This is a genomic window from Pseudomonas sp. CFBP 8758, from assembly GCF_014841725.1.
Taxonomy (GTDB): Bacteria; Pseudomonadota; Gammaproteobacteria; order Pseudomonadales; family Pseudomonadaceae; genus Aquipseudomonas; species Aquipseudomonas baltica.
Window position 1 is genome coordinate 429,368 of sequence record NZ_JACYUK010000005.1, and the last position, 25,374, is coordinate 454,741.

22 protein-coding genes are annotated in these 25,374 nt (G+C 63.3%); 12 read left to right on the forward strand and 10 right to left on the reverse strand.

The window, feature by feature from the left end:
• Window positions 1–2: 2 nt before the first annotated feature.
• Window positions 3–548 (reverse strand): gamma carbonic anhydrase family protein, encoded by a 546-nt coding sequence (locus IFT75_RS13785; RefSeq protein WP_192055210.1) that lies wholly within the window; start codon window positions 546–548, stop codon window positions 3–5.
• A 92-nt stretch (window positions 549–640) separates the two neighbouring features.
• Here IFT75_RS13785 and prlC point away from each other — a divergent pair, with 92 nt between their 5' ends.
• The 6 genes from prlC to IFT75_RS13815 all read left to right on the forward strand — a co-directional run bounded on the left by prlC (window position 641) and on the right by IFT75_RS13815 (window position 9,234).
• On the forward strand, window positions 641–2,689 hold the full coding sequence (prlC, locus tag IFT75_RS13790; RefSeq protein WP_185794600.1) for an oligopeptidase A: 2,049 nt from the start codon (window positions 641–643) through the stop codon (window positions 2,687–2,689).
• The gene (locus tag IFT75_RS13795; RefSeq protein ID WP_043191945.1) at window positions 2,686–2,943 is read left to right on the forward strand and encodes a YheV family putative zinc ribbon protein; all 258 of its coding nucleotides are present in this window, start codon (window positions 2,686–2,688) and stop codon (window positions 2,941–2,943) included. Before prlC ends, IFT75_RS13795 begins: the two co-directional genes overlap by 4 nt.
• A gap of 120 nt (window positions 2,944–3,063) precedes the next feature.
• A complete protein-coding gene (locus tag IFT75_RS13800; protein WP_192055212.1) occupies window positions 3,064–5,133 on the forward strand; it encodes a M3 family metallopeptidase in 2,070 nt (689 codons plus the stop codon).
• 252 nt (window positions 5,134–5,385) lie between these two features.
• The gene (locus IFT75_RS13805) at window positions 5,386–6,123 is read left to right on the forward strand and encodes a gluconate 2-dehydrogenase subunit 3 family protein (protein ID WP_185794598.1); all 738 of its coding nucleotides are present in this window, start codon (window positions 5,386–5,388) and stop codon (window positions 6,121–6,123) included.
• 1 nt (window position 6,124) lies between these two features.
• Window positions 6,125–7,909 (forward strand): GMC family oxidoreductase, encoded by a 1,785-nt coding sequence (locus IFT75_RS13810; protein WP_122480080.1) that lies wholly within the window; start codon window positions 6,125–6,127, stop codon window positions 7,907–7,909.
• Between the two features lie 11 nt (window positions 7,910–7,920).
• The gene (locus IFT75_RS13815; protein ID WP_185794596.1) at window positions 7,921–9,234 is read left to right on the forward strand and encodes a c-type cytochrome; all 1,314 of its coding nucleotides are present in this window, start codon (window positions 7,921–7,923) and stop codon (window positions 9,232–9,234) included.
• Window positions 9,235–9,379: 145 nt separating this feature from the next.
• Here IFT75_RS13815 and IFT75_RS13820 read toward each other — a convergent pair whose 3' ends face one another.
• Window positions 9,380–10,066: a FadR/GntR family transcriptional regulator gene (locus IFT75_RS13820; protein ID WP_185794595.1), complete on the reverse strand. Its 687-nt coding sequence runs from the start codon at window positions 10,064–10,066 to the stop codon at window positions 9,380–9,382.
• A gap of 267 nt (window positions 10,067–10,333) precedes the next feature.
• On the opposite strand from IFT75_RS13820, the gene IFT75_RS13825 reads away from it, so the two are divergent.
• From IFT75_RS13825 to IFT75_RS13840, 4 genes are all read left to right on the forward strand, one after another.
• Window positions 10,334–11,680: an MFS transporter gene (locus IFT75_RS13825; protein ID WP_425312016.1), complete on the forward strand. Its 1,347-nt coding sequence runs from the start codon at window positions 10,334–10,336 to the stop codon at window positions 11,678–11,680.
• A gap of 93 nt (window positions 11,681–11,773) precedes the next feature.
• Complete coding sequence (gudD, locus tag IFT75_RS13830) at window positions 11,774–13,108, forward strand: glucarate dehydratase (RefSeq protein ID WP_244652748.1); 1,335 nt, start codon at window positions 11,774–11,776, stop codon at window positions 13,106–13,108.
• Between the two features lie 407 nt (window positions 13,109–13,515).
• Window positions 13,516–14,223 (forward strand): carbonic anhydrase, encoded by a 708-nt coding sequence (locus tag IFT75_RS13835; protein ID WP_043191935.1) that lies wholly within the window; start codon window positions 13,516–13,518, stop codon window positions 14,221–14,223.
• 186 nt (window positions 14,224–14,409) lie between these two features.
• The gene (locus IFT75_RS13840) at window positions 14,410–15,939 is read left to right on the forward strand and encodes a SulP family inorganic anion transporter (RefSeq protein WP_122480085.1); all 1,530 of its coding nucleotides are present in this window, start codon (window positions 14,410–14,412) and stop codon (window positions 15,937–15,939) included.
• Between the two features lie 65 nt (window positions 15,940–16,004).
• Here IFT75_RS13840 and IFT75_RS13845 read toward each other — a convergent pair whose 3' ends face one another.
• Window positions 16,005–16,652, reverse strand: coding sequence for a hypothetical protein (locus IFT75_RS13845; RefSeq protein WP_192055216.1), 648 nt, complete (start codon window positions 16,650–16,652; stop codon window positions 16,005–16,007).
• A gap of 174 nt (window positions 16,653–16,826) precedes the next feature.
• Between IFT75_RS13845 and IFT75_RS13850 the strand changes: the two genes are divergently transcribed.
• Window positions 16,827–17,459 (forward strand): SCO family protein, encoded by a 633-nt coding sequence (locus tag IFT75_RS13850; protein ID WP_192055218.1) that lies wholly within the window; start codon window positions 16,827–16,829, stop codon window positions 17,457–17,459.
• A 28-nt stretch (window positions 17,460–17,487) separates the two neighbouring features.
• Here the strand turns inward: IFT75_RS13850 and IFT75_RS13855 are convergent, their stop codons facing one another.
• From IFT75_RS13855 to IFT75_RS13865, 3 genes are all read right to left on the reverse strand, one after another.
• Window positions 17,488–18,261: a MetQ/NlpA family ABC transporter substrate-binding protein gene (locus IFT75_RS13855; protein WP_192055220.1), complete on the reverse strand. Its 774-nt coding sequence runs from the start codon at window positions 18,259–18,261 to the stop codon at window positions 17,488–17,490.
• A gap of 76 nt (window positions 18,262–18,337) precedes the next feature.
• A complete protein-coding gene (locus IFT75_RS13860; protein ID WP_122480089.1) occupies window positions 18,338–19,009 on the reverse strand; it encodes a methionine ABC transporter permease in 672 nt (223 codons plus the stop codon).
• Complete coding sequence (locus IFT75_RS13865; RefSeq protein WP_192055222.1) at window positions 19,009–20,016, reverse strand: methionine ABC transporter ATP-binding protein; 1,008 nt, start codon at window positions 20,014–20,016, stop codon at window positions 19,009–19,011. Before IFT75_RS13865 ends, IFT75_RS13860 begins: the two co-directional genes overlap by 1 nt.
• 283 nt (window positions 20,017–20,299) lie before the next feature.
• Here IFT75_RS13865 and katE point away from each other — a divergent pair, with 283 nt between their 5' ends.
• On the forward strand, window positions 20,300–22,438 hold the full coding sequence (katE, locus tag IFT75_RS13870; RefSeq protein ID WP_185794590.1) for a catalase HPII: 2,139 nt from the start codon (window positions 20,300–20,302) through the stop codon (window positions 22,436–22,438).
• Here katE and IFT75_RS13875 read toward each other — a convergent pair.
• The 4 genes from IFT75_RS13875 to IFT75_RS13890 form a co-directional block, all read right to left on the reverse strand.
• A complete protein-coding gene (locus tag IFT75_RS13875; RefSeq protein ID WP_192055224.1) occupies window positions 22,435–23,142 on the reverse strand; it encodes a PA5502 family lipoprotein in 708 nt (235 codons plus the stop codon). The two genes, katE and IFT75_RS13875, sit on opposite strands and share 4 nt — an antisense overlap.
• Before the next feature lie 187 nt (window positions 23,143–23,329).
• A complete protein-coding gene (gene znuB / locus IFT75_RS13880; protein WP_192050354.1) occupies window positions 23,330–24,112 on the reverse strand; it encodes a zinc ABC transporter permease subunit ZnuB in 783 nt (260 codons plus the stop codon).
• Window positions 24,105–24,875: a zinc ABC transporter ATP-binding protein ZnuC gene (znuC, locus tag IFT75_RS13885; protein WP_122480094.1), complete on the reverse strand. Its 771-nt coding sequence runs from the start codon at window positions 24,873–24,875 to the stop codon at window positions 24,105–24,107. Before znuC ends, znuB begins: the two co-directional genes overlap by 8 nt.
• On the reverse strand, window positions 24,875–25,357 hold the full coding sequence (locus IFT75_RS13890) for a Fur family transcriptional regulator (RefSeq protein WP_122480095.1): 483 nt from the start codon (window positions 25,355–25,357) through the stop codon (window positions 24,875–24,877). The genes znuC and IFT75_RS13890 overlap by 1 nt, the downstream gene beginning before the upstream one ends.
• Window positions 25,358–25,374: the final 17 nt, after the last annotated feature.

The window sequence follows — 25,374 nt, forward strand, 5'->3', positions numbered from 1 at the left end:
AATCAGTCCTTGTCGAAGCCTTCGGCCAGGTGTTGGTCCTTAAGCTTCACGTAGTTGCCAGCGGTGTAGGCGAAGAACGCGCGTTCCTTGTCGGTCAGCGGCCGCGCCTGCCGAGCCGGGCTGCCCACGTACAGGAAGCCGCTGAGCAGGCGCTTGCCCGGCGGCACCAGGCTGCCGGCGCCGATGATCACGTCGTCTTCCACCACCGCGCCGTCCATGACGGTACTGCCCATGCCGACCAGAATGCGATTGCCCAGGGTGCAGCCGTGGAGCATGACTTTGTGTCCAATGGTGACATCATCGCCGATCAGCAGCGGGAAACCGTCCGGATTGAACGGGCCGGCATGGGTGATGTGCAGCACACTGGCATCCTGCACGCTGGTGCGCTTGCCGATGCGGATGCGGTGCATGTCTGCGCGCACCACGGTCAGCGGCCAGATCGAACTGTCGGCGCCGATCTCGACGTCGCCGATGACCACCGCCGAGCGGTCGACGAAGGCGCGTTCGCCAAGGCGCGGCGTATGCTGCTGGAATGTGCGAATAGCCACGATAGGCATCCTCTGTGTTGTCGATAGCTGCGGTGAATCGCAATTGTAATTAAGATGTCCCAGTGTTTCTTCAATAGCCAAGGTGTTTAACCGTGAGCGCGAATCCCCTTCTGCAGTCCTACGACCTGCCGCCGTTCTCGGCGATCCGTGCCGAGCACGTACAACCGGCGATTGAACAGATCCTGGCCGACAACCGCGCGGCCATTGCCCACATTCTGCAAACCCAGGGCAGCCAGCCTACCTGGGCCGGCCTGGTGCTGGCCATGGACGAGCTGAACGACCGCCTGGGCGCCGCCTGGAGCCCGGTCAGCCACCTCAATGCCGTGTGCAACAGTGCCGAACTGCGCCAGGCCTATGAAGCGTGCCTGCCAGCGCTCAGTGCCTACTCCACCGAGCTGGGCCAGAACCGCGAACTGTTCCAGGCCTTCGAAACCCTGGCCAACAGCCCTGAAGCTGCGAGCTTCGACGTTGCCCAGAAAACCATTCTGGAGCATTCGCTGCGCGATTTCCGCCTGTCCGGTATCGATCTGCCGGTGGATCAGCAGCAGCGCTACGCACAGGTACAGAGCAAGCTCTCGGAACTGGGCAGCCGTTTCTCCAACCAGCTGCTCGATGCCACCCAGGCGTGGACCAAGCATGTTACCGACGAAGCGGCCCTGGCCGGGCTGACCGACTCGGCCAAGGCGCAGATGGCTGCAGCGGCGCAGGCCAAGGGCCTGGACGGCTGGCTCATCAGCCTCGAGTTCCCCAGCTACTACGCGGTCATGACCTACGCTCACGACCGTGCCCTGCGTGAAGAACTTTACGCAGCCTACTGCACCCGCGCGTCGGACCAAGGCCCCAATGCTGGCCAGAACGACAACACGCCGGTGATGCGCGAGATCCTCGACCTGCGCCAGGAGCTGGCGCAGCTGCTGGGCTACGCCAGCTATTCGGAGTTGAGCCTAGCCACCAAGATGGCCGAATCGACCGATCAGGTGTTGACCTTCCTGCGTGATCTGGCTCAGCGCAGCAAGCCGTTCGCGGCCCAGGATCTGGAACAGCTCAAGGCCTACGCCGCCGAACAGGGTTGTGCCGACCTGCAAAGCTGGGACAGCGGCTTCTATGGCGAAAAGCTGCGCGAACAGCGCTACAGCGTTTCCCAAGAGGCGCTGCGCGCCTACTTCCCCATCGACAAGGTGCTGGGCGGCCTGTTCGCCATCGTGCAGCGCCTGTACGGCATCGAGATCGCCGAGCAGAAAGGGTTCGACACCTGGCACCCCGACGTACGCCTGTTCGAGATCAAGGAAAACGGCCAGCACGTGGGCCGCTTCTTCTTCGATCTCTATGCGCGCGCCAACAAGCGCGGCGGCGCCTGGATGGACGGCGCGCGCGACCGGCGTCGCACCGAGGCCGGCGAGTTGCAGAGCCCGGTGGCCAATCTGGTATGCAATTTCACCCCGGCCGATGCCGGCAAGCCCGCGCTGTTGACCCACGATGAAGTCACCACCCTGTTCCACGAGTTCGGCCATGGCCTGCACCACCTGCTGACGCGGGTCGAGCATGTGGGCGTCTCGGGTATCAACGGCGTGGCGTGGGACGCAGTCGAGTTGCCCAGCCAGTTCATGGAAAACTGGTGCTGGGAACCCGAAGGCCTGGCCCTGATCTCGGGTCACTATGAAACCGGCGAGCCGTTGCCCCAGGACCTGCTGGAGAAAATGCTGGCGGCGAAGAACTTCCAGTCCGGCTTGATGATGGTCCGGCAGATCGAGTTCTCGCTGTTCGACTTCGAACTGCACGCCTCCCACGGCGACGGCCGCAGCGTGATGGAAGTGCTCGACGGTGTCCGCGACGAGGTTTCGGTCATGCGTCCACCGGCCTACAACCGCTTTCCCAACAGCTTCGCGCACATCTTCGCCGGCGGCTACGCGGCCGGTTACTACAGCTACAAGTGGGCCGAAGTGCTGTCGGCCGACGCGTTCAGCAAGTTCGAGGAAGACGGCGTGCTCAACGCCGACACTGGCCGCGCGTTCCGCGAAGCCATTCTGGCCCGTGGTGGGTCGCAGGCACCGATGGTGCTGTTCGTCGACTTCCGCGGTCGCGAGCCCTCCATCGATGCGCTGCTGCGTCACAGCGGGTTGAGTGAGGAAGCGGCAGCATGATCACCAAGAAACGCTTCATCGCCGGGGCCGTCTGCCCGGCCTGCAGCGAGCCGGACAAGCTGATGATGTGGAGCGTCGACGAGGTTCCGCATCGCGAATGCGTGGCCTGCGGCTACAGCGACACGCTGAACGCGCAGGGCCAATCGGTGCCCAGCGAGCTGGGCACGCGGGTCAATAAGGTGGCCGTCAAGGTCGCCCGGCCCACTTCGCAACCGGTGCAGTTCTTTCCCAACCCCAAGCTCAAGAAGCCTTGAGCCAGGCGTGCCGTCGACTTGCCGCAAGGGCAGGCCGACGTCAATAGCCGGCTACCACGTCATGCTTCGTTCCCGTTCCTAGACTGGCGCGCCACTCAGGCGTCATTCAAGGAATCGAACATGACCGCTGCGCACCTCGCTGTACTCCCCGCCCTGCTTGCCGAAAACCCCCTGCTGGGCCATCACGATGTGATCCCCTACCACTTGATCAGGGCCGAACACGTCGAGCCGGCGATCGAGCATGTGATCCAGACCAACCTCCGGCAGCTGGCGCAATTGCTCCCCGAGCAGCTCGCGGCACCTACATGGGAAGGCTTGGTCAAGCCATTGGAAGACATGCACCAGCGCCTGCTGGCGGTGCTGCAGCCCGAGCAGTTGCTCAGTCGTCATCAGCACCTGGCGGTGATCAACGCCTATGCGCGCTGCCGCGATCGGGTGCAGGCCTATGAATTGGCCATCAAGCACAACCGTACCGTGCATGCCGTGCTGCAGCTGTTGCAGCAGAGCCCGCAGGCGCTCGATTTCGATCCGACCCAGCAGGCTGCATTGAGCCATGCGTTGCGTGCTTCGCGCCTGGCCGGGGTAGGCACCCAGCCGTCGATCCAGAAGCGCATTGGGCGTCTGCAGATGGAGCTGGCCGGGTTGTACCAAACCTTTGCCGACAACCTGAGTGCAGCCAGCGAAGCCGGGGCCTTGGCGTTCGACAACGAAACCGCTCTGGCAGGCATTGCTCCCGCGGTACTTGCCAGCATGGCGCTATGCGCGCGCGAGGCCGGCCAGTCGGGCTGGCGGCTGCCACTGGAGCTGCCACTGGTGCTGGCGGTATTGAGCCAGGCCCATGACCGCGCGCTGCGCGAGCAGGTGTACCGCGCCTTCTACACCCAGGCTTCGGAGCAAGGCCCGCAGGCCGGAACCTATGACAATGGACCGGTGCTGCAACGCATCCTTGCCGCCCGCGCCGAGCTGGCCGAAGCGGGTGGCTATCGCAGCTATGCCTCGCTGGCCCAGGCCACGCGCATGTTCGACGAGGCCGCGGACGTGGAGCAGCTCTTGCTGCAATTGATCGACAAGGTCCGCCCTGCGGCGCGGGCGGAGTTCGCCCCGCTGCAGGAACTGGCCGCGCTGTTCGGAGTGCCGGCGCTGCAGCCCTGGGACTGCAATTACTATCAGGAGAAATACCTGCAGATCCATCATGGGGTGACAGAGCTCAAGGTGCGTGAATACTTTCCCGTGCAGGCGGTGCTCGATGGGCTGCAGCGGCTGCTCGAGCAGCTGTTCGACGTGCAGTGGCTGCAATGCCCGCCAGCACCGCGCCAGCCTGCATCGGTGCACCTGATTCAACTCAGCGAGCAGGGGCAGGTCCTGGGCCATATCTATCTGGACCTGCACAGTCGGCCGAAGAAACGCGCGGGTGCCTGGATGGAAGCCCTGCGTGACCGCCACCGTTTCGCCGATGGTCGGCTGCAGCTGCCCATCGCCCACGTGGGATGTGATTTCGCCGCCGACACGCCAGCGTTTCCCTGCCTGCTGAGCCTGGGCGACATCCAGACGTTCTTCCACGAGCTGGGGCATGCGCTGCACCATGTACTGACCCGCATCGACCATGGCAGCGTCTCTGGCATCAAGGGCGTGGCCGAAGATGCGGTGGAATTGCCCAGCGGCGTGTTCGAGCACTGGGCCATGCAGCCTGAAGTTCTGCAATCGATGTCGCGACATCATCGGACCGGCGAAGCCATCGGTAGCGCCTTCGTCGAGCGGGCGCTCGCGGCCCAGGCCCGCTTTCGTGCCCAGGCCCTGCTGTGGCAACTCGAATACGCTCTGGTCGACTATCGCCTGCACAGCCACAGCGACACGCTGTCGGCGCAGCAGATTGGCGAACAGGTGCTGGAGCAGACGCAGATCGTCCGTCATCCACCCTATGTTCGTTGGCTCAACACTTTCGCCCACCTGTTCACCGGCGCCGACTACGCCGCCGGGTACTACAGCTATGTCTGGGCGCAGGTGCTGGCCGCTCATCTGTTCGCCCGTTTCAAGCGTGAGGGGCTGTTCTCGAGTCAGGTCGGTGGGGATTTCGAACGTTTGATTCTGGCATCGGGAGGGACGCGACCTTTTGCGGAACTGGTCGAGAGCTTCGCTGGCAGCGAGGCGGGTATCGAAGCGCTGCTGCTCGATCTGGGCATCAAGACGTGAGCCGTTCGGGCAACGACAGACGTGAAGACTGAGCACAGGTAGGCTGAAACCGGTTTCATTTGCCGTCACAAATGGATACATTTATCGGCTGAACCGTCAGGGCGGCATTTTGCCGCGCCTGGCTTCGTGCCGAATGTGTCGCGTCTGCGCCTTCAACAAAGCACCACCCGCCTCCGGCCGCGTGGTGCAACGAACACGTACCGTTGGGCTGCGCATCGATAAAACCGTATCGAACAGCTGATGAGAACCTTGATGTCCGAGCAAGAAAACAACCCGCGCCGGGATTTTCTGCGCAAAACCCTGACCCTCATTCCGGTGGTGACCGTTGCCAGCAGTGGCCTGGGCGTCGCTGCCCTGACTGCCAATGCCAATGCCGATACTCGCTCGCCAGCGCCAGCCCCCGCGCCCGCCGCCGACTACCAGCCGTCATTTTTCACCGCTGAAGAATGGGCTTTCGTCCAAGCCGCAGTGGCTCGCTTGATTCCGGCGGACGATCTGGGCCCAGGTGCTCTGGAAGCCGGAGCGGCAGAATTCATCGACCGCCAGATGAACACGCCCTACGCCACCGGCGCGCTGTGGTACATGCAGGGTCCGTTTGTCACCGACGCCGCGCCGCAAATGGGCTATCAGCTGCAGTTGGTGCCGCAGCAGATCTATCGCTTGGGCATCGCTGCCACGGACACCTGGTGCAAGGCTCAATCAGGCAAAACCTTTGCTGAGCAAGACAGCGCTACCCAGGAACGTATTCTCAGCAAGATCGAAGCAGGCGAGCTGGTTTTCGAGGAATTGCCGGCCACGGCATTTTTCAGTCTGATGCTGCAGAACACCCGCGAAGGCTTCTTCTGCGATCCGGTGCATGGCGGCAACAAAGGCATGGTCGGCTGGACGCAGATCGGTTTTCCCGGCGCCCGCGCCGATTTCATGGACTGGGTGGAACGCAACGAGCAATACCCTTTCCCGGCAGTATCGATTCGCGGCGAGAGGGCCTGACATGGCAACGGTAATGAAGAAGGTCGACGCGGTCATCGTCGGGTTCGGCTGGACCGGCGCGATCATGGCCAAGGAACTCACCGAGGCGGGCCTCAACGTGGTCGCGCTGGAGCGCGGCCCGATGCAGGACACCTACCCCGACGGCAGTTATCCACAGGTGATCGACGAGCTGACCTACAGCGTGCGCAAGAAGCTGTTCCAGGACATCTCCAAGGAAACCGTGACCATCCGTCACAGCGTCAACGACGTCGCCCTGCCCAACCGTCAGTTGGGTGCGTTTCTGCCAGGCAAAGGCGTCGGCGGTGCCGGCCTGCATTGGTCCGGCGTGCATTTCCGGGTCGATCCCATCGAGCTGCGCATGCGCAGCCACTACGAAGAGCGCTACGGCAAGCAGTTCATTCCCAAGGACATGACCATCCAGGATTTCGGCGTCAGCTATGAAGAGCTGGAACCGTTCTTCGATTTTGCCGAAAAAGTCTTCGGCACCTCGGGTCAGGCCTGGACGGTGAACGGCGTGCGCGTCGGCGAAGGCAAGGGTGGTAACCCGTATGCGCCGGACCGTTCCAACCCGTTCCCGCTGGCCTCGCAGAAGAACACCGTGTCGGCGCAGCTGTTCCAGAAGGCTGCGGCCGAGGTCGGTTACAAGCCGTACAACCTGCCCTCGGCCAATACCTCGGGGCCGTATACCAACCCCTATGGCGCGCAGATGGGCCCCTGCAACTTCTGCGGCTTCTGCAGCGGCTATGTCTGCTACATGTATTCCAAGGCGTCACCGAACGTGAACATTCTGCCGGCATTGCGTCAGGTCGACACCTTCGAGCTGCGCACCAATGCCCACGTGCTGCGGGTCAACCTGGACAGCAGCAAGCGCAAGGCAACCGGCGTGACCTACGTCGACGCCCAGGGCCGTGAGGTCGAGCAGCCCGCAGACCTGGTGATTCTTGCGGCATTCCAGTTCAACAACGTACGCCTGATGCTGCTCTCCGGCATCGGCCAGCCGTACGACCCCAAGACCGGCGAAGGCGTGGTCGGCAAGAACTTCGCCTATCAGAACATGGCCACCATCAAGGCCTTCTTCGACAAGGACACCCACACCAACAACTTCATCGGTGCCGGTGGCAACGGTGTGGCGTTCGACGATTTCAACGCCGACAACTTCGACCATGGCCCCCATGGCTTCGTCGGCGGCTCGCCGATGTGGGTCAACCAGGCCGGCAGCCGGCCCATCGCCGGTACGGCCAATCCACCCGGCACGCCTGCCTGGGGCAGCGCCTGGAAGAAAGCCACTGCCGACTACTACACCCATCAGGTGTCGATGGATGCCCACGGCGCCCATCAGTCCTATCGTGGCAACTACCTGGACCTGGACCCGGTGTACCGCGATGCCTATGGCCTGCCGTTGCTGCGCATGACCTTCGACTGGCAGGAAAACGACATCAAGATGAACCGCTTCATGGTCGAGAAAATGAGCAAGGTCGCCCAGGCCATGAACCCCAAGGCCATTGCCCTGCTCGGCAAGAAGGTCGGCGAGCATTTCAACACTGCCTCCTACCAGACCACCCACCTCAATGGCGGCGCGATCATGGGCACCGACCCCAAGACCAGCGCGATCAACCGTTATCTGCAGTGCTGGGATGTGCCTAACGTGTTCGTTCCAGGCGCCTCGGCCTTTCCTCAGGGCCTTGGCTACAACCCCACTGGCCTGGTGGCGGCATTGACCTACTGGTCGGCGCGGGCCATTCGCGAGCAGTACCTGAAGAACCCCGGCCCGCTGGTGCAGGCATAAGGAGCGCAGAGATGAACGTTATCCAGATCGCTGCGTTGACCTTGCTGGCCTGCCTGTCGACCAGTCTGCCGGCCTGGGCCGCCGAGCCCGACGACGCCCTGATCGAGCAGGGTCGCTACCTGGCCCGTGCCGGTGATTGCGTGGCTTGCCATACCGCCAAGGGCGGTGCGCCATTCGCGGGTGGGCTGGGCATGGAAACCCCGATCGGCACGGTCTACTCGACCAATATCACGCCGCACGGCGACGGCATCGGCAATTACAGTTTCGACGACTTCGACAAGGCCGTGCGCCACGGTATCGGCAAGAACGGCAGCAGCCTGTACCCGGCCATGCCCTACCCGTCGTATGCGCGGGTCAGCGATGCCGACATGCAGGCCCTGTATGCCTACTTCATGAAGGGCGTGGCGCCGGTGGCCGAGCCGAACAAGGCCACCGACATTCCCTGGCCGTTGAGCATGCGCTGGCCTTTGGCGATCTGGCGCGGTCTGTTCGCGCCCAAGGTCAGTGCCTATCAGCCACCGCCGGGCTCGGATCCGGTGATCAGCCGCGGCGCCTATCTGGTCGAAGGGCTCGGGCACTGCGGCGCCTGCCATACGCCGCGGGCGATCACCATGCAGGAGAAGGCCCTGAGCGCCGCCGACAGCGCCGACTTCCTTGCTGGCAGCGCACCGCTCGAAGGCTGGATCGCCAAGAGCCTGCGCGGCGATCACAAGGACGGCCTGGGCAGCTGGAGCGAAGAGCAACTGGTGCAGTTTCTCAAGACCGGCCGCAGCGACCGCAGCGCGGTGTTCGGCGGCATGAGCGACGTGGTCGAGCACAGCATGCAGTACATGAGCCATGAAGACCTGACCGCAATTGCCCGCTACCTGAAGACGCTTCCGGCAGTGGACCGGGCCGACAAGCCGCATGAATACGATGCGCGCGTGGCCGATGCGCTGTGGAAGGGCGACGACAGCAAGGTCGGCGCCGGGGTGTACATCGACAACTGCGCGGCCTGTCATCGGACCGATGGCCAGGGCTATACCCGGGTGTTCCCGGCCTTGGCCGGCAACCCGGTGCTGCAGACCGAGGATGCCAGTTCGTTGATCCATATCGTACTGGCCGGGGGCACGTTGCCAGCGACGCACACGGCGCCGTCGACGTTCACCATGCCTGCCTTCGCCTGGCGCCTGTCCGACCAGGAAGTGGCCGACGTGGTGAACTTCATCCGCACCAGCTGGGGCAACCAGGGCTCGGCGGTGTCGGCCAGCGACGTCAAGCAGATGCGCGGTGACGACATGAAACACACTTCCGGCGATGACCTGGGGCAGTCCACCAGCCATTGATCGAGGCAGCCGGCCTCTTCCTGGGCAGAGGGCTCGCCGCCCGCCCCGCTCCCACAGGTATGTGAATGGGTGACCATCCTTGTGGGAGCGGGTCTCTGCCCGCGAAGAGGCCCCCACTGAAACCCTTCAGTAAAAGGCCTCCCCCTCAATCGGCATTGAAACGATCACGGCTGTTGCTCAAATGCAGCCACATCGCCGCCCGCGCCGCGTCGGCATCCTGCTTGCGAATGGCCTGGTAGATCGCTTCATGCTCGAGGTTCGCCAACTGCCCCAGCTGGGACAGATCGGCGTCACCTTTCTCCAGCGCATTCAGACGAGTGCGCGGGATCATCGCATCACCCAGGTGCTGCATGATGTCGGTGAAATACGTATTGCCGGTCGCCTCGGCAATCAGCAAGTGAAAGCGTTTGTCTTCCTCCACGCAACTGTCGTTGTTGGCCAGCGAGCGTTGATAGTCATCCAGCGCCTTGCGCATGCGTTCCAGTTGAGCGTCGCTGCGACGCTTGGCCGCCAAAGCCGCCGCCTGGGTTTCCAAGCCAAGGCGCAGCTCCAGGATGCCGCGCACGCTGAGCGCCGTATCGACGTTCAAGCGCAGGCCATGGGCCGGCTCGCGCTGCAACACGAAGGTGCCGACGCCATGCCGGGCCTCCACCAGCCCGGACGCCTGCAAGCGTGACAAGGCTTCGCGCACCACGGTCCTGCTGACCCCGTGCTCGGCCACGATGGCGCCCTCCGACGGCAGTTTGGCCCCTGGCGCCAAGGTGCCCAGGCGGATCTGCTGGCTCAATGCCTCCACCAGCACATGGGCCAGGCTGTTGGGTCGCTTGGACATCGATGAGCCCCCCTCGAGGAAAAATCCGATCATACCTTGGGTGTATCACTCAGGCATTGCACCGGGCCCGGTACGGGTTTCCCGGAATGACCATCGACATCGCCACCTGCCCGCCCAAGATGTATGACAACGACGGATGGCATGCTTAAAGCCTGCATAAGCGTTGAGTTTTAATGATGCTGAGTTGTATGATGTCTGCCGACCGAGCACACAGCTGCCGCTCGATCCACACACTACCCGCATAAAAACAATCAGTGGGAGATTTGAATTGTGAGCAATTCAAACGTTGCAACCGGCGATGCCGTCCTGGCCCGCGCCGTCTCGAAAGTGAAGCGTCACGTACTCCCGCTGTTCGTCATCATGTTCATCGTCAACTACATCGATCGGGTCAACATCGGCTTCGTGCGCACGCACCTGGAGCATGACCTGGGCATCGGTGCGGCGGCCTATGGATTCGGCGCCGGATTGTTCTTCATCGGCTATGCCCTGTTCGAAGTGCCGTCCAACATGCTGTTGCAGAAAGTCGGCGCACGGGTCTGGCTGACGCGGATCATGTTCACCTGGGGCATCGTCGCGACGATGATGGCGTTCATTCAGAACGAAACCCATTTCTACATCCTGCGCTTTCTGCTGGGGATCGCCGAAGCCGGTTTCTTCCCGGGAGTGATCTACTACTTCACCCGCTGGTTGCCTGGGGTCGAGCGTGGCAAGGCGATTGCCATCTTCCTCAGCGGTTCGGCCCTGGCCTCGCTGATTTCCGGGCCACTGGCCGGTGCCCTGTTGCAGATCGAAGGGCTGGGCATGCACGGCTGGCAGTGGATGTTCCTGATCGAAGGCCTGGCCTCGGTGCTGTTGTGCTTCTTTGTCTGGTTCTGGCTGGATTCCAGGGTTCACGACGCCAAATGGCTGACCCAGGAAGAGAAAGATACGCTGGTGGGCGAGATTGACCGCGAACAGCGCGAACGTGATGCCATGCACACCGTCAAGCCTACCTTGGGCACCCTGCTCAGGGATCGCCAGATCCTGCTGTTCTGCCTGATCTACTTCTGCATCCAGCTGACCATCTATGCGGCGACCTTCTGGCTGCCCAGCATCATCAAGAAAATGGGCGGCCTGGACGACCTGCAGGTGGGCTTCCTCAACTCCATACCCTGGCTGATCTCGATCATTGCCATGTACGGCTTCGCGGCCCTGTCCGGCAAGTTCAAATTCCAGCAGGCGTGGGTGGCCACGGCCTTGCTGATCGCCGCCGCTGGGATGTTCATGTCGACCACCGGTGGGCCGGTGTTCGCCTTCGTCGCCGTGTGTTTCGCCGCGATCGGTTTCAAGTCGGCCTCGTCGCTGTTCTGGCCGATTCCCCAGGCGTACCTGGATGCACGCATCGCTGCGGCGGTGATCGCCCTGGTCAACTCGGTGGGCAACCTGGGTGGCTTCGTCGCACCGGCCACCTTCGGCTTTCTGGAGCAGAGCACGGGCTCCATTCAGGGCGGGCTGTACGGCCTGGCCGGTACCTCGGTGCTGGCCGCGATCGTGGTGTTCTTCGCGCGCACCCAGCCCAAGCCCGGCAAGCCTGCCAACGGCCTGGCCGAACCCGCGCAGGCCCGGTCGCTCTGACGGGCACGCCGGCCTGCACTGTTTTCGCCAGGCCCATGCGGCGCCTGGCGTGGATTCAATGACAAGGACAACAACATGGAGAAGGAAAACAACATGACCGCACACAACGCTCCTGTCGTCACCAGCCTGCAGGTCATCCCGGTTGCCGGGCACGACAGCATGCTGCTCAATCTCAGCGGTGCCCATGGCCCGTTCTTCACCCGCAACATCGTGATTCTCAAGGACAGCGCCGGCAACACCGGGGTTGGCGAGGTGCCTGGGGGCGAGCGCATTCGCGAAACCCTGGAAGACGCCCGCAGCCTGGTGGTGGGCCAGCCGATCGGCCAGTACCAGCAGATCCTCAATCGCATGCGCACCACCTTCGCCGCCCGTGACAGCGCCGGCCGCGGCCTGCAGACCTTCGACCTGCGCATCACCATCCATGCCGTGACGGCCATGGAAGCCGCCCTGCTCGACCTGCTTGGGCAGTTTCTCGAGGTGCCGGTGGCGGCGCTGCTGGGTGAAGGCCAGCAGCGCGACGCCGTGAAGATGCTGGGCTACCTGTTCTACGTCGGTGATCGTGGCCAGACCGACCTGGCCTACCGCAGCGAGCCGGACGCCGGCGACGACTGGAGCCGCCTGCGCCATGAAAAGGCAATGACCCCCGAGGCGGTAGTGCGATTGGCCGAAGCGGGCAAGGCCAAGTACGGCTTCAATGACTTCAAGCTCAAAGGTGGCGTGCTGCGCGGTGCCGAAGAAATCGAGGCGGTGACCGCACTGGCCGAGCGCTTCCCCGAGGCGCGCATCACCCTGGACCCCAACGGTGCCTGGTCATTGAAGGAGGCGATCGGCCTGTGCCGTGACCAGCACCATGTGCTGGCCTACGCCGAGGACCCATGCGGCGCGGAGAACGGCTACTCGGGGCGTGAAGTCATGGCCGAGTTCCGCCGTGCCACCGGCCTGCCCACCGCCACCAACATGATTGCCACCGATTGGCGCGAGATGGGCCATGCCATCCAGCTGCAGTCGGTAGACATCCCGCTGGCCGACCCACATTTCTGGACCATGCAGGGGTCGGTGCGGGTGGCGCAGATGTGCAACGACTGGGGGCTGACCTGGGGCTCGCACTCCAACAACCACTTCGACATTTCCCTGGCCATGTTCACCCAGGTAGCGGCGGCGGCGCCGGGTGAGATCACCGCGATCGACACGCACTGGATCTGGCAGGACGGCCAGCGTCTGACCAAGGAGCCGTTGCAGATCGTCGATGGCTTCGTCAAGGTGCCGGCCAAACCGGGCCTGGGCGTGGACATCGACATGGACGAAGTGGCCAAGGCCCACGAGCTGTACAAGGCCAAGGGCCTCGGCGCGCGCGATGACGGCATTGCCATGCAATACCTGATCTCGGGTTGGCAGTTCGACAACAAGCGTCCCTGCCTGGTGCGTTGAACCGCCAGCTGCACCGTATGCCCTCATGACGCGGCTTGCGCCGCTGCTACAGCCGACACCGGAGCGGCTTGCACCGTGTTTGCGGATCGCATGATCCCTGTAGCAGCGGCGCGAGCCGCGTCGGCGGTCCATGTGGTGCATCTGGGAGAGCGCGGTGACGCCTGACGCGGCTCGCGCCGCTGCTACAGGGACCGCGTGCTCCTGTAACACCGTTCATCGTCTCGACAACCCTCATCCCCGCGCAATAGACGCCTCGATTCAGGTTCAGTTAAGTTTTCACCGGTAGGGTTAGTGACAAATGACTCACGAGTCATAATCCTGTGTGAATCGTCTCATCCAGCCATGAGCTGTGGGAATTTTTACCCGGTAAACTGGGAACCATCTCAAATCCAGCAAGAGGATGAATCATGAGCGACAAGGATCCTACACCGAGCCATGCCGATACGGCTGAAGCCTCCCTGAAGCAGATCGTCGACGGCTTCCTGCATTTCCATCATGACGTCTTCCCCCAGCAACAGGAATTGTTCAAGAAGCTTGCCACTGCGCAAGCGCCACGGGCCATGTTCATCACCTGTGCAGACTCGCGAATCGTCCCTGAACTGATCACCCAAAGCTCCCCCGGCGACCTGTTCGTCACCCGCAACGTCGGTAACGTCGTGCCACCCTACGGGCAAATGAACGGCGGCGTTTCCACAGCGCTGGAATACGCCATCCTGGCGCTGGGCGTGCAGCACGTCATCGTCTGCGGCCACTCCGACTGCGGCGCCATGCGCGCCGTGCTCAACCCGGCTTCGCTGGAAAAGATGCCAACGGTCAAGGCCTGGCTGCGCCATTCGGAAGTGGCCCGCACGGTCGTCGAAGACAACTGCAACTGCGCCAACGAAGCCGAAAGCATGAAAGTGCTGACCGAAGAAAACGTCATCTCCCAGCTGCAGCACCTGCGCACGCACCCATCGGTAGCCTCGCGCATGGCCAGCGGCCAGTTGTTCATCCACGGTTGGATCTACAACATCGAAACCAGCGAGATCAAGGCCTACGACGCCGAACAGGACTGCTTCCGTCCCCTCGACAGAATGACCACGACCCCGAGCGCGACGCCCAAGGGCCGGTTCTAGGTAGCCGCGTCATTCGTATGACAGGGCCCGCCTGGCCGTAATCTGTCGACAGCACACCTCATCGTTCGCTTGCCGAATCCACCTGTACCCAGCCGCGTTGGCTGGGCCGCAGGGGATTGGGCAGGCACGCTGCTGCCTGTCGGAAAGTGCGGCCCGGCTCGCCTGAATGCTTGCAGGAGATTGAACGTGAATATTGCACAGATGAAAGCAGTGTTGCCGCGCGAGTTGCTCGCCTCGGTCGTGGTGTTTCTGGTTGCGCTGCCGTTGTGCATGGGTATCGCCATCGCCTCGGGAATGCCGCCTTCCAAAGGCCTGATCACCGGCATCATCGGCGGTATCGTGGTCGGATTCCTGGCCGGGTCGCCGTTGCAGGTCAGTGGTCCCGCCGCCGGCCTGGCGGTGTTGGTCTTCGAGCTGGTTCGCCAGCATGGCATGGCCATGCTCGGGCCGATCCTGCTGCTGGCCGGCCTGCTGCAACTGTTGGCCGGGCGCTTCAAGCTCGGCTGCTGGTTCCGCGTCACCGCACCGGCAGTGGTCTACGGCATGCTCGCCGGCATCGGCGTACTGATCGTGCTGTCCCAGGTGCATGTAATGCTCGACCGGGCGCCGCAACCCTCGGGCTTGAGCAACCTGATCGAATTTCCCGCCGTGGTCGGCCAGGCCATCCCCAGCATCGGTGGCGGGCTGGGCTGGCAGGCTGGCTTGCTGGGCCTGCTGACCATTGCCGTGATGTATGCGTGGGAAAAGCTGCGCCCGCAAAAACTGCGCTTCGTGCCCGGTGCCTTGCTCGGTGTGGGCCTGGCGACGGGCCTCAGCCTGTTCTTCGCGATGCCGGTCAAGCGTGTCGAAGTGCCGGCGAACCTGGCGGAAGCCATCGACTGGCTGCGCCCGGCAGACCTGCTCAACCTGGCCGATCCTGCCCTGCTCATCGCCGCGATCGCCGTGGCCTTCATCGCCAGTGCCGAAACCCTGCTCTCGGCAGCAGCGGTCGACCGCATGCACAACGGCCAGCGTTCGGATTTCGACCGCGAGCTGTCGGCACAAGGTGTAGGCAACATGCTCTGCGGCATTCTGGGCGCACTGCCCATGACCGGCGTGATCGTGCGCAGCTCGGCCAATGTCCAGGCCGGCGCACAGACACGCATGTCGGCGATCCTGCACGGTGTCTGGCTGCTGGGGTTCGTGGTTCTGCTGTCCAGCCTGCTGCAAAGCATCCCGGTCGCTAGCCTGGCGGGCGTGCTGGTCTTCACCGGCGTCAAGCTGGTCGACTTCAAGGCCTTCAAGGGCCTGGGCCGCTACGGCCGGATGCCGATGTTCACCTACGCGGCCACGGCGCTGGCAATCGTCTTCACCGACCTGCTCACCGGTGTGCTGCTGGGTTTCGCCCTGACCTTGCTGAAGCTGGCCTTCAAGGCGGCACGTCTGAAGATCACCCTGATCGACCAGGCACCGGGTGAAGTGGAATTGCGCATGGTGGGCTCGGCGACCTTTCTCAAGGTACCGGCCCTGACCAAGGCCCTGGCGAGCATTCCGGAGGGTACGACCGTGCATGTGCCACTGGCCGGGTTGAACTACATCGACCACTCATGCCTGGAGCTGCTGGAAGACTGGGGTCGGGCCAACCAGAGCAAGGGCTCGCGGATGGTCATCGAAAGCCGCGGGCTGAAGCGGCGTATCGAGGGTCGGCTGCGCACCACGGCAGGCTTCGGCAGCTAGCACGACAGCGCAGACCGGCTGCACGGGGCCTGGCGACGACCGCTCGCCAGGCCCCGTGCAGGCCCTCAGGAACTGGCCGAGTTCAGGTCCAGGCCAATACCCAGGCGCCGCGACATGCACGGCCATTGCTGCCACGCCGCGCCGGTTTCAGGGCTGATCAGCTTGTCGCGATAGGCCAGCACCGACGGCAGCTCGAAGCGCTCGTCGCACAGCATCTGAGCCATCGAGTGATGCACGACTTCATCCAGCTGGTTGGCGAACGTTTCACCGATCAACTGGTGAGCGATCAGGTTGGCCACGGTCATGTCCAGCGGTATCAGTGGCTGGCCCAGGTGGCGGATGTACAGGTCGTTCACTTCCTCGACCAGGCGATGCGCCAGGTAGGCTTCGTCGAGCAGGCCATCCAGCCCCTCCTGGCCGGCCACAATTCCGGGCGGACGCAGAAAATACTCCTCGGCTATCTTCAGTACCGGTTTGATCTGCGACTCGATTCCGGCCTTGCCGGCGACTTCGCTGGCCGCATCGAGCAACTGCGGGACTTCCTCGATGTAGGCGCTGACGAAGCGCCACAAAGCGACACCACCGCCCTCGGCCAGGTCGATGGCCGGGTGCAGCTGCGGCAACTGTTTTTCCAGGCGTTGATGCAGGTGGCCGGTAGCGGCCTCGTGTTCGGTTGCACGTTGAATCTGCTCGCGCAATGCGGCGGTGTTCATGAAGGCTCCAGGCGAGTGTCACGCAAGTGAAGTGGGAACGATAGCTGGCCCATCGGGAAGGCTAAGACGCATTTGTCATAATCAGGACACATTTCATAACGGCGCTTGACCACTACCCTCGCTGCGGCTCGCCTGATAACGTCGCCTCCTCCAACGTCTCTCGATCCCAGGCTCATGACCCGAACGCAGAAAATCGTGTTTACCCTTGCCGGCGCCCTTGCCCTGCTGATCGGGCTGAGCGTTCATCACCTGCTCAGTGGACAGCGTCAACCCGACCGCGCCGGGTTGGTCGATGCGGGCATCATCCTGTTGGCGCAAAGCCGCGCGATGCCTGCCCTGCACATGACCGACGAGAACGGATCGGTGGTCGACCTGACCCGGCTGCAGGGTAAATGGTCGCTGCTGTTCTTCGGCTACACGTTCTGCCCGGATATCTGCCCCACCACGCTGGCCAACCTGCGCGATGTGCAGAACCAGCTACCGGACGCCACGCGCGAGCGCCTGCAAGTGGTGCTGATCAGCGTCGACCCGCACCGCGACACGCCCGAGCGGCTCAAGCAATACCTGGGTTATTTCAAGGCGGGATTCCAGGGGTGGGTGGCGCCGGTCGACACTCTGCAGACACTGGCCAGGGCCATCAGCATTCCATTCATCGCGGCCGACACGCGCAAGCCCAATTACCTGGTGGAGCACAGTGCCAACCTGGCGTTGATCGGGCCGGATGGGCGCCAGCGTGGGTTCATCCGCGGGCCGATCGACAATGCCAAGATGATCGCCCAGCTTCCAGGGCTGGTCGCGGGCGATTGAGGGACGCGCCGGTCAAGCCGTTACGGGCTCAGAAGGCCGGCAATACTGCACCCTTGTACTTCTCGGTGATGAATTGCTTGAGCTCGGGGCTGTGCAGCGCGGCTGCCAGCTTCTGCATGGCCGGCGCATCCTTGTTGTCGGGGCGTGCCACCAGGATGTTCACGTACGGCGAATCGCTGCCTTCGATGAACAGCGCGTCCTTGGACGGATCCAGCTTGGCTTCCAGGGCATAGTTGGTGTTGATCAGGGCCAGGTCGACCTGGGTCAGCACGCGCGGGATGGTCGCTGCCTCCAGCTCGCGGATCTTCAAGCCCTTGGGGTTCTCGACGATGTCCTTGGTGGTCGCCAGGATGTTGCTCTGTTCCTTGAGGCGGATCAGCCCGTACTTCTGCAACAGCAGCAGCGCGCGGCCGCCGTTGGTGGCGTCGTTGGGCACCACTACGTTGGCGCCGTTGCCCAACTCGTCGAGGGTCTTGATCTTGCTGGAATAGGCGCCCAGCGGCTCCAGATGGACGCCGGTCACGGCGACCAGGTCGGTACCCTTGCCCTTGTTGAATTCATCCAGGTAAGGCTGGTGCTGGAAGAAATTCGCGTCCATGGCTTTCTGCGCCACCTGGACGTTGGGCTGGATGTAGTCGGTGAACACCTTGATGTTGAGGTCCACGCCCTGTTCGGCCAACTGCGGCTTGACGAACTCGAGAATCTCCGCGTGAGGCACTGCAGTGGCTGCCACGCTCAGGGTTTCGTTGGCTTGGGCGGACAGTGCAGCGACGGCGGCCATGGCGGCCAGTAGTCTTTTCATCTTCGGTTTCCTTGTCGGCCCCTGCGGGCCTGACTGTGAACTATTTACCAGGCATGAATGAGGTGCGAGGCATGAATCATTTGCGCGAGAAATGCACGACCAGACGGTCGCCGAGCATCTGCAGCAATTGGACCATCAGAATCAGAATGATCACCGTGACGTACATCACGTTGTCCTGAAAGCGCTGGTAGCCGTAGCGAATCGCCAGGTCGCCCAGGCCTCCGGCGCCCACCACACCGGCCATCGCGGTGTACGACACCAAAGTGATGGTCGTCACGGTGATGGCCGCGATGATCCCCGGCATGGCTTCGGGCACCAGTGCCCGGGTGATGATCTGCCGCGTCGTGGCGCCCATGGCCTGGGTCGCCTCGATGATGCCGCGGTCGACCTCGCGCAGGGCGGTTTCAACCAGGCGGGCAAAGAATGGCACGGTGCCGATGACCAGTGGCGGAATTGCACCGGCTACCCCCAGCGAGGTGCCTACCAACACCACCGTGGCCGGGATGAGCAGGATGATCAGAATGATGAACGGCAGCGAGCGGACCACGTTGACGATGAACGAAAGCACCGCGTACAAGCGTGGCTTTTCGAACATCTGCCGTGGGCTGGTGAGGAACAGCACGACACCCAGCGGCAGCCCCAGCAGGATGGTGAACAGCAGCGAGGTGCCGAGCATCACCAGCGTATCCAGGGTGGCCTGCCAGATTTCGCTCCAGTCGACACTGGCGAAGAAGTTGATCAGGTCCATCAGCGCAGCACCTCCATGTGAACGTCGGCTGCGGTGAAGCGAGCGAAGGCCGCTTCCATGTCGCCGCCCGTGATAGCCAGGGTCAACTGGCCATAGGGGGTATCCTTGATGCGGTCGATACGACCGGCCAGGATGCTGTAGTCGACACCGGTCTCGCGTGCCACCGTGCCCAGCAGCGGCGCATAGGTGGCCTCGCCCTGGAACGTCAGGCGCACGATCCGCCCCGCCACATGGGCGAAGTCGCTGCGCTGCTCATTCTCGTCGACCTGCTCGTCTTCCTGGACGAAGCGACGCGTGGTTGGATGTTGCGGGTGCAGGAACACGTCGGCCACCGTGCCTTGCTCGACGATGCGCCCGGCGTCCATCACCGCAACCTGGTCGCAGACCCGGCGAATCACGTCCATTTCATGGGTGATCAGCACGATGGTCAATTGCAGTTCGCGGTTGATCTCGGCCAGCAACTGCAATACCGAGGCCGTGGTCTGCGGGTCCAGCGCGCTGGTGGCCTCGTCGCAGAGCAGGATCTTCGGGTTGGTCGACAGGGCGCGGGCGATGCCGACGCGTTGCTTCTGTCCGCCCGACAGCTGCGCCGGGTATTTGCGTGCGTGGTCGGACAAGCCCACCCGCTCAAGCAACTGGGCCACGCGCTGGTCGATTTCCTTGCGCGACAGACGGCCGGCCAGGTTCAGCGGCATCGCCACGTTGTCGGCGACGGTCTTGGACGCCAGCAGATTGAAATGCTGGAAGATCATGCCGACCTGTTGCCGGAAACCGCGCAGGGCGTCGGCGTCGAAGGCAGTGACGTCTTCACCGTCGACGATGATGGTGCCGCCGCTGGGGTTCTCCAGGCGGTTGATCAGGCGCAGCAGCGTGCTTTTGCCCGCGCCCGAGTGGCCGATGAGGCCGAACACCTGGCCTGCCGGCACCGTGAGCCGGGTGGGGTGCAGCGCGGGAATTTCCCTACCGGCCACGCGGTAGGTCTTGTGGACATCTTGGAACTCGATCACGTAGCGAACCTTGTGGGGCGCATGAATGGGGGCAGCGGGTAGCCGGGCGCGCATTTTAGCCCAGGCATCCCGTGGCATTTAGCATTTATTTTCGCGGCGACCTGCGATTTGGCAATAACGCGACTAAAGGCTCGCCCACCCACCGTTCGCGAAAAAAAAGGAACGTCCACGCAATTCGTCCGGTCACTTGCTGAGTATCCCTGGCCCATGCCTGCCGTGATCAGGTGAGGGTACTTATCAGAGTCCGTCCACGGACTGCCGTGAACCAAGGAGTTAAGGCCCGATGAGCAACAAGACCCCCCCTACCGGCAAGAGCGAAGCCGCTGGCACCGATACCCTGGATCGCCAGAACACCAACGCCAAGCTCGAATCGCTCGAGCAGTTCCGTGCCGATGGCACCGGACAAGCGCTGCGCACCAACCATGGCGTGAAAATCAGCGACAACCAGAACACCCTCAAGGCTGGCCCGCGCGGCCCGTCGCTGCTCGAAGACTTCATCATGCGTGAGAAAATCACGCACTTCGACCACGAACGCATCCCGGAGCGTATCGTCCACGCCCGCGGCACCGCGGCCCACGGTTTCTTCGAAACCTACGAAGACCACTCGGCGCTGACCAAGGCCGGCTTCCTGCGCGACCCGTCGAAAAAGACCCCGGTCTTCGTGCGCTTTTCCACCGTGCAGGGCCCGCGTGGCTCGGGCGACACCGTGCGCGACGTACGTGGTTTTGCGGTCAAGCTGTACACCGACGAAGGCAACTTCGACCTGGTCGGCAACAACATGCCGATCTTCTTCATCCAGGACGCGATCAAGTTCCCCGACTTCGTCCACGCGGTGAAGCCTGAGCCGCACAACGAGATCCCGACCGGCGGCTCCGCCCACGACACCTTCTGGGACTTCGTCTCGTTGGTGCCTGAGTCGGCGCACATGGTGCTGTGGACCATGTCCGACCGGGCGATCCCGAAAAGCCTGCGCACCATGCAGGGCTTCGGTATCCATACCTTCCGCTTCGTCAATGGCGAGGGCAAAGGCACATTCGTCAAGTTCCACTGGAAGCCCAAGTTCGGTACCTGCTCGCTGGTCTGGGACGAGGCGCAGAAGCTGGCCGGCAAGGACACCGATTTCCACCGCCGTGACCTGTGGGAATCCATCGAGATGGGCGACTACCCGGAATGGGAACTGGGCGTGCAGATCGTGCCGGAAGAAGACGAGCACAAGTTCGAATTCGACCTGCTCGACCCGACCAAGATCATCCCTGAAGAGCTGGTCCCGGTCACTCCGCTGGGCCGCATGGTGCTGGACCGTAACCCGGATAACTACTTCGCCGAGACCGAACAGGTCGCGTTCTGCCCGGGCCACATCGTGCCTGGCATCGACTTCAGCAACGACCCACTGCTGCAGGGCCGTCTGTTCTCCTACACCGATACCCAGATCAGCCGCCTCGGTGGGCCGAACTTCCACGAGATCCCGATCAACCGTCCGATCGCGCCGAACCACAACGGTCAGCGTGATGCCCAGCATCGCACGCGTATCGACAAGGGCCGTGCTTCCTACGAACCGAACTCGATCGACGGCGGCTGGCCGAAGGAAACCCCATCGGCACCCATCGACGGCGGCTTCGAGACCTATCCCGAGCGTGTCGATGCGCACAAGGTCCGCGAGCGCAGCGAATCGTTCTCCGACCACTTCTCCCAGGCCACGCTGTTCTTCAACAGCATGAGCCATGCCGAGAAAGAGCACATCATCGCGGCCTACAGCTTCGAGTTGGGCAAGGTCGAGCGCGAGTACATCCGTGCCCGTCAGGTCAACGAGATTCTGGCCAACATCGATCTGGAACTGGCTTCGCGCGTTGCGGCCAACCTGGGTCTGCCGGCGCCTACCAAGGGCACCGTATCGGTCAAGCCTTCCTCGCTGAAGGAATCGCCTGCGCTGAGCCAGATGAACCTGTTGTCCGGCGACATCAAGAGCCGCAAGGTCGCCATTCTGGTTGCCAACGGCGTGGACGGCAATGCAGTCGCTGCGTTGCAGAAGGCGCTCAAGGCCGAAGGCGCGCATGCCAAGGTGCTGGGCCCTACCAGCGCACCGGTCAAGACGGCCGATGGCAAGACCCTGGCCGTCGACGCTTCCCAGGAAGGCCTGCCTTCGGTGGCTTTCGATGCGGTGTGGGTGCCGGGCGGCGCCGATTCGATCAAGGCGCTGAGCGCCGATGGTGTGGCATTGCACTACCTGCTCGAGGCCTACAAGCACCTCAAGGCAATCGGTATCAGCAAGGATGGCAAGGCGCTGCTCGAAGCGTTGCGCCTGAAGGAAGATGCCGGCCTGTTGGTGGGTGACGATGACAGCACCATCAAGGCGTTCATCGCCGCCATCGCCAAGCACCGCGTGTGGGATCGCGAGCCGGCCGCCAAAGCCATTCCGGCTTAACGGCGCGGTATAAGCACCACCTGGGTCGGTTGTCCGTGGACCACACGGCGACCGACCTTCAGTTGCATCTCTGGCAACTGTTCGCTGACGCGCTGCTTGAGCAGCGCTTCCAGCCGGCGATACTCGCCCGGTTGGGCCACCTGAATGATCACATCGCATTGGTAATGAACGACGTCGGTTGCGATGTCGTGCATCTGTGCGCGCAGCTGCGGCGCGCTGTACATCTTCAACGGCACCGCTGAAACGCTGGCGTTCGGATCCAGCACGAGGGCCTTGGGCCTGGCTTCGGCAGCTTTCAGGGCGGCTTCGGCTTTCTCCAGTTCAGACTTGCGCGCCTGGGCGATGGCGCCGTTGACGCCACCGGTGAGCGCCGGTGCCTGGGGCATCAGCACGCGGGCACGGCCCAGCGCAGTGGCGGCAGCGTTGACGTCACCTTTCTGCAGCATCACCTGGCTGCGCTGCAGGTAGGCTTCGGCCAGCTGCCGCTGCGCCTCGGTGAGGCGTGGATCCTGCGGTGCCTGCGCCTGCAGCTTGACCAGCTGATCCTCGGCCGTGGCCAGTTCGCTGCTGGCAATGTTTGTTTCCAGCTGCTGCCAGGCATCCGGACCCGCATCAGCGGCGTGGTCGGCCGGTGAGGTCTGGCAAGCGGTCAACACCAGGGAAAGTGTGGCAAGTAGCAGGTAACGGGAGACGAACGGCTTCATTGCTACGACTCTCTATTTGCCCAAAAAACGGCCAAGTCTACACCGTGGGGGTGTCGGCGAAAATATGGACGCCGAAAATCGCTGAGGCCACCACTCTTTGGCCGAGGAAAGCGGGGTCTGTGCCTGTCCACAGCTGGGCAATCGACGCGAGGTGTACAGATAACAGCGACACGCGCCGGCCACTCCACTACCGCTTGGGCAACGCAAAACTCAGCAAAAACAACACCGCCGCACTGACCACGATCGAAGGCCCGGCCGGCGTGTCCTTGAACCACGACAAGGCCAACCCGGCACATACCGCGATCACCCCCAGCACACTGGCACCCAGCGCCATCTGCTCGGGCGAGCGCGCATGCCGCTGTGCGGCTGCCGCCGGGATGATCAGCAATGAGGTGATCAGCAACACCCCGACGATCTTCATTGCCACCGCGATCACCACCGCAATCAGCAGCATCAAGGCCATGCGCAGGCCCGCCACGGGCAGTCCTTCGATCCGTGCCAGCTCTTCGTGAACGGTGATTGCCAGCAACGGCCGCCACAGGGCGATCAACAGCGCGAGCACGGCCACGCTGCCACCGATGATCCAATACAGATCGGTCGGACTGATCGCCAGCAGGTCACCAAACAGATAACCCATCAGGTCGATGCGCACGTCGTGCATGAAGCTCAGCACCACCAGACCCAGCGACAGTGTGCTGGGCGCGAGTATCCCCAACAGCGTGTCCGAGGCCAGCGGCTGGCGTTGCTGCAGGGTCACCAGCAGTATCGCCAGCAGCAGGCAGCCTACCGTGACCGCCAGTGCCGGGCTGATGTCGAGCACAAAGCCCAGGGCCACGCCCAGCAAGGCCGCGTGGGACAAGGTGTCGCCGAAATAGGCCATGCGCCGCCACACCACGAACGAGCCCAGCGGTCCCGCTACCACTGCCAGGGAAAGCCCCGCCAGCAAGGCATACAGTAAAAAATCAGCCATGCTTGCAGCTGTCTCCGTGTACATGAGTGTCACTGACCACGCTGCCGTGCAGGTCATGGGCATGGTCGTGATGGTGGTGATAGATGGCCAGGCTGGGAGCGTGGCTGCCGAACAGCTCGACGAACGCCGGATCACCGCTGACCTGCGCAGGGTGCCCGGAGCAACAGACATGCCGGTTCAGGCAGACCACCTGGTCGGTGGTGCTCATGACCAGGTGCAAGTCGTGGGAAACCATCAGCACACCGCAGCCGTGGCGTTCGCGCAGGCGCGTGATCAGGGCATACAGTTCGGCCTGGCCGGCCACGTCGACGCCTTGCACCGGCTCGTCGAGCACCAGCAGTTCCGGCTCGCGCAACAGTGCCCGGGCCAGCAGCACCCGCTGCATCTCACCGCCGGACACCGTCTGGATCGGGCTGTCGATGGTCTGCGCGGCGCCTACTTCTTCCAGCGCCGCCAGAGCGCGGGCACGGTCCACCCCCGGCACCAGGCGCAAAAAGCGCAGGACCGACAGCGGCAGGGTCGGATCCACGTGCAGCTTCTGCGGCATGTAGCCGATGCGCAGTCGCGGCTTGCGCCAGACGCTGCCCGAATCGGGCTTGAGCAACCCGAGCACGGCACGCACCAGGGTGGTCTTGCCGGCGCCATTGGGGCCGATCAACGTCACGATTTCGCCGGGCTGCACGCACAAGTGGATGTCATCGAGCACGCGCTGGCCGGCAAATGCCACCGTGACCTGGTCCAGGCGGATCAAGGCTTCGCTCATCACGCCCCCTGACAGGCCGCGCACAGGCCGACCACTTCCACGGTTTGCCCCTCGACGACGAAGCCGACACCCAGGGCGCTTTCGACGATGGCGTCGCTGATGGTCTTGTGCTCCAGCTCCACGGCCACGTGGCAGGCGCGGCAGATCAGGAACTGGCCCTGATGCGCATGCTCGGGATGGTTGCAGCCAATGAAGGCGTTGAGCGAGGCAATGCGGTGCACCAGGTTGTTGTCGAGCAGAAAATCCAGGGCGCGGTAGACCGTGGGGGGCGCCGCGCGGCGGCCGTCCTGTTCGCTGAGCACGGCGAGGATATCGTAGGCACCCAGTGGCTTGTGGCTTTGCCAGACCAGTTCCAGCACGCGACGACGCAAGGCGGTCAGGCGCAGGCCCTGTTTCAGGCACAAGGCATCGGCTTCGCTCAGCGCGTGGTGCACGCAATGTGAGTGGTCGTGGGGACGGCTGGCCAGCGGTGTTTTGGACATGAGCGGCGACGAATTCT

Bases quoted from the DNA above. Each gene is read 5' to 3' on its own strand.
- IFT75_RS13795 (WP_043191945.1), top strand. From the start codon at position 2,686: ATGATCACCAAGAAACGCTTCATCGCCGGGGCCGTCTGCCCGGCCTGC.
- IFT75_RS13800 (WP_192055212.1), top strand. From the start codon at position 3,064: ATGACCGCTGCGCACCTCGCTGTACTCCCCGCCCTGCTTGCCGAAAAC.
- IFT75_RS13805 (WP_185794598.1), top strand. From the start codon at position 5,386: ATGTCCGAGCAAGAAAACAACCCGCGCCGGGATTTTCTGCGCAAAACC.
- IFT75_RS13810 (WP_122480080.1), top strand. From the start codon at position 6,125: ATGGCAACGGTAATGAAGAAGGTCGACGCGGTCATCGTCGGGTTCGGC.
- IFT75_RS13815 (WP_185794596.1), top strand. From the start codon at position 7,921: ATGAACGTTATCCAGATCGCTGCGTTGACCTTGCTGGCCTGCCTGTCG.
- IFT75_RS13820 (WP_185794595.1), bottom strand. From the start codon at position 10,066: ATGTCCAAGCGACCCAACAGCCTGGCCCATGTGCTGGTGGAGGCATTG.
- gudD (WP_244652748.1), top strand. From the start codon at position 11,774: ATGACCGCACACAACGCTCCTGTCGTCACCAGCCTGCAGGTCATCCCG.
- IFT75_RS13835 (WP_043191935.1), top strand. From the start codon at position 13,516: ATGAGCGACAAGGATCCTACACCGAGCCATGCCGATACGGCTGAAGCC.
- IFT75_RS13845 (WP_192055216.1), bottom strand. From the start codon at position 16,652: ATGAACACCGCCGCATTGCGCGAGCAGATTCAACGTGCAACCGAACAC.
- IFT75_RS13850 (WP_192055218.1), top strand. From the start codon at position 16,827: ATGACCCGAACGCAGAAAATCGTGTTTACCCTTGCCGGCGCCCTTGCC.
- IFT75_RS13855 (WP_192055220.1), bottom strand. From the start codon at position 18,261: ATGAAAAGACTACTGGCCGCCATGGCCGCCGTCGCTGCACTGTCCGCC.
- IFT75_RS13860 (WP_122480089.1), bottom strand. From the start codon at position 19,009: ATGGACCTGATCAACTTCTTCGCCAGTGTCGACTGGAGCGAAATCTGG.
- katE (WP_185794590.1), top strand. From the start codon at position 20,300: ATGAGCAACAAGACCCCCCCTACCGGCAAGAGCGAAGCCGCTGGCACC.
- IFT75_RS13875 (WP_192055224.1), bottom strand. From the start codon at position 23,142: ATGAAGCCGTTCGTCTCCCGTTACCTGCTACTTGCCACACTTTCCCTG.
- znuB (WP_192050354.1), bottom strand. From the start codon at position 24,112: ATGGCTGATTTTTTACTGTATGCCTTGCTGGCGGGGCTTTCCCTGGCA.
- znuC (WP_122480094.1), bottom strand. From the start codon at position 24,875: ATGAGCGAAGCCTTGATCCGCCTGGACCAGGTCACGGTGGCATTTGCC.
- IFT75_RS13890 (WP_122480095.1), bottom strand. From the start codon at position 25,357: ATGTCCAAAACACCGCTGGCCAGCCGTCCCCACGACCACTCACATTGC.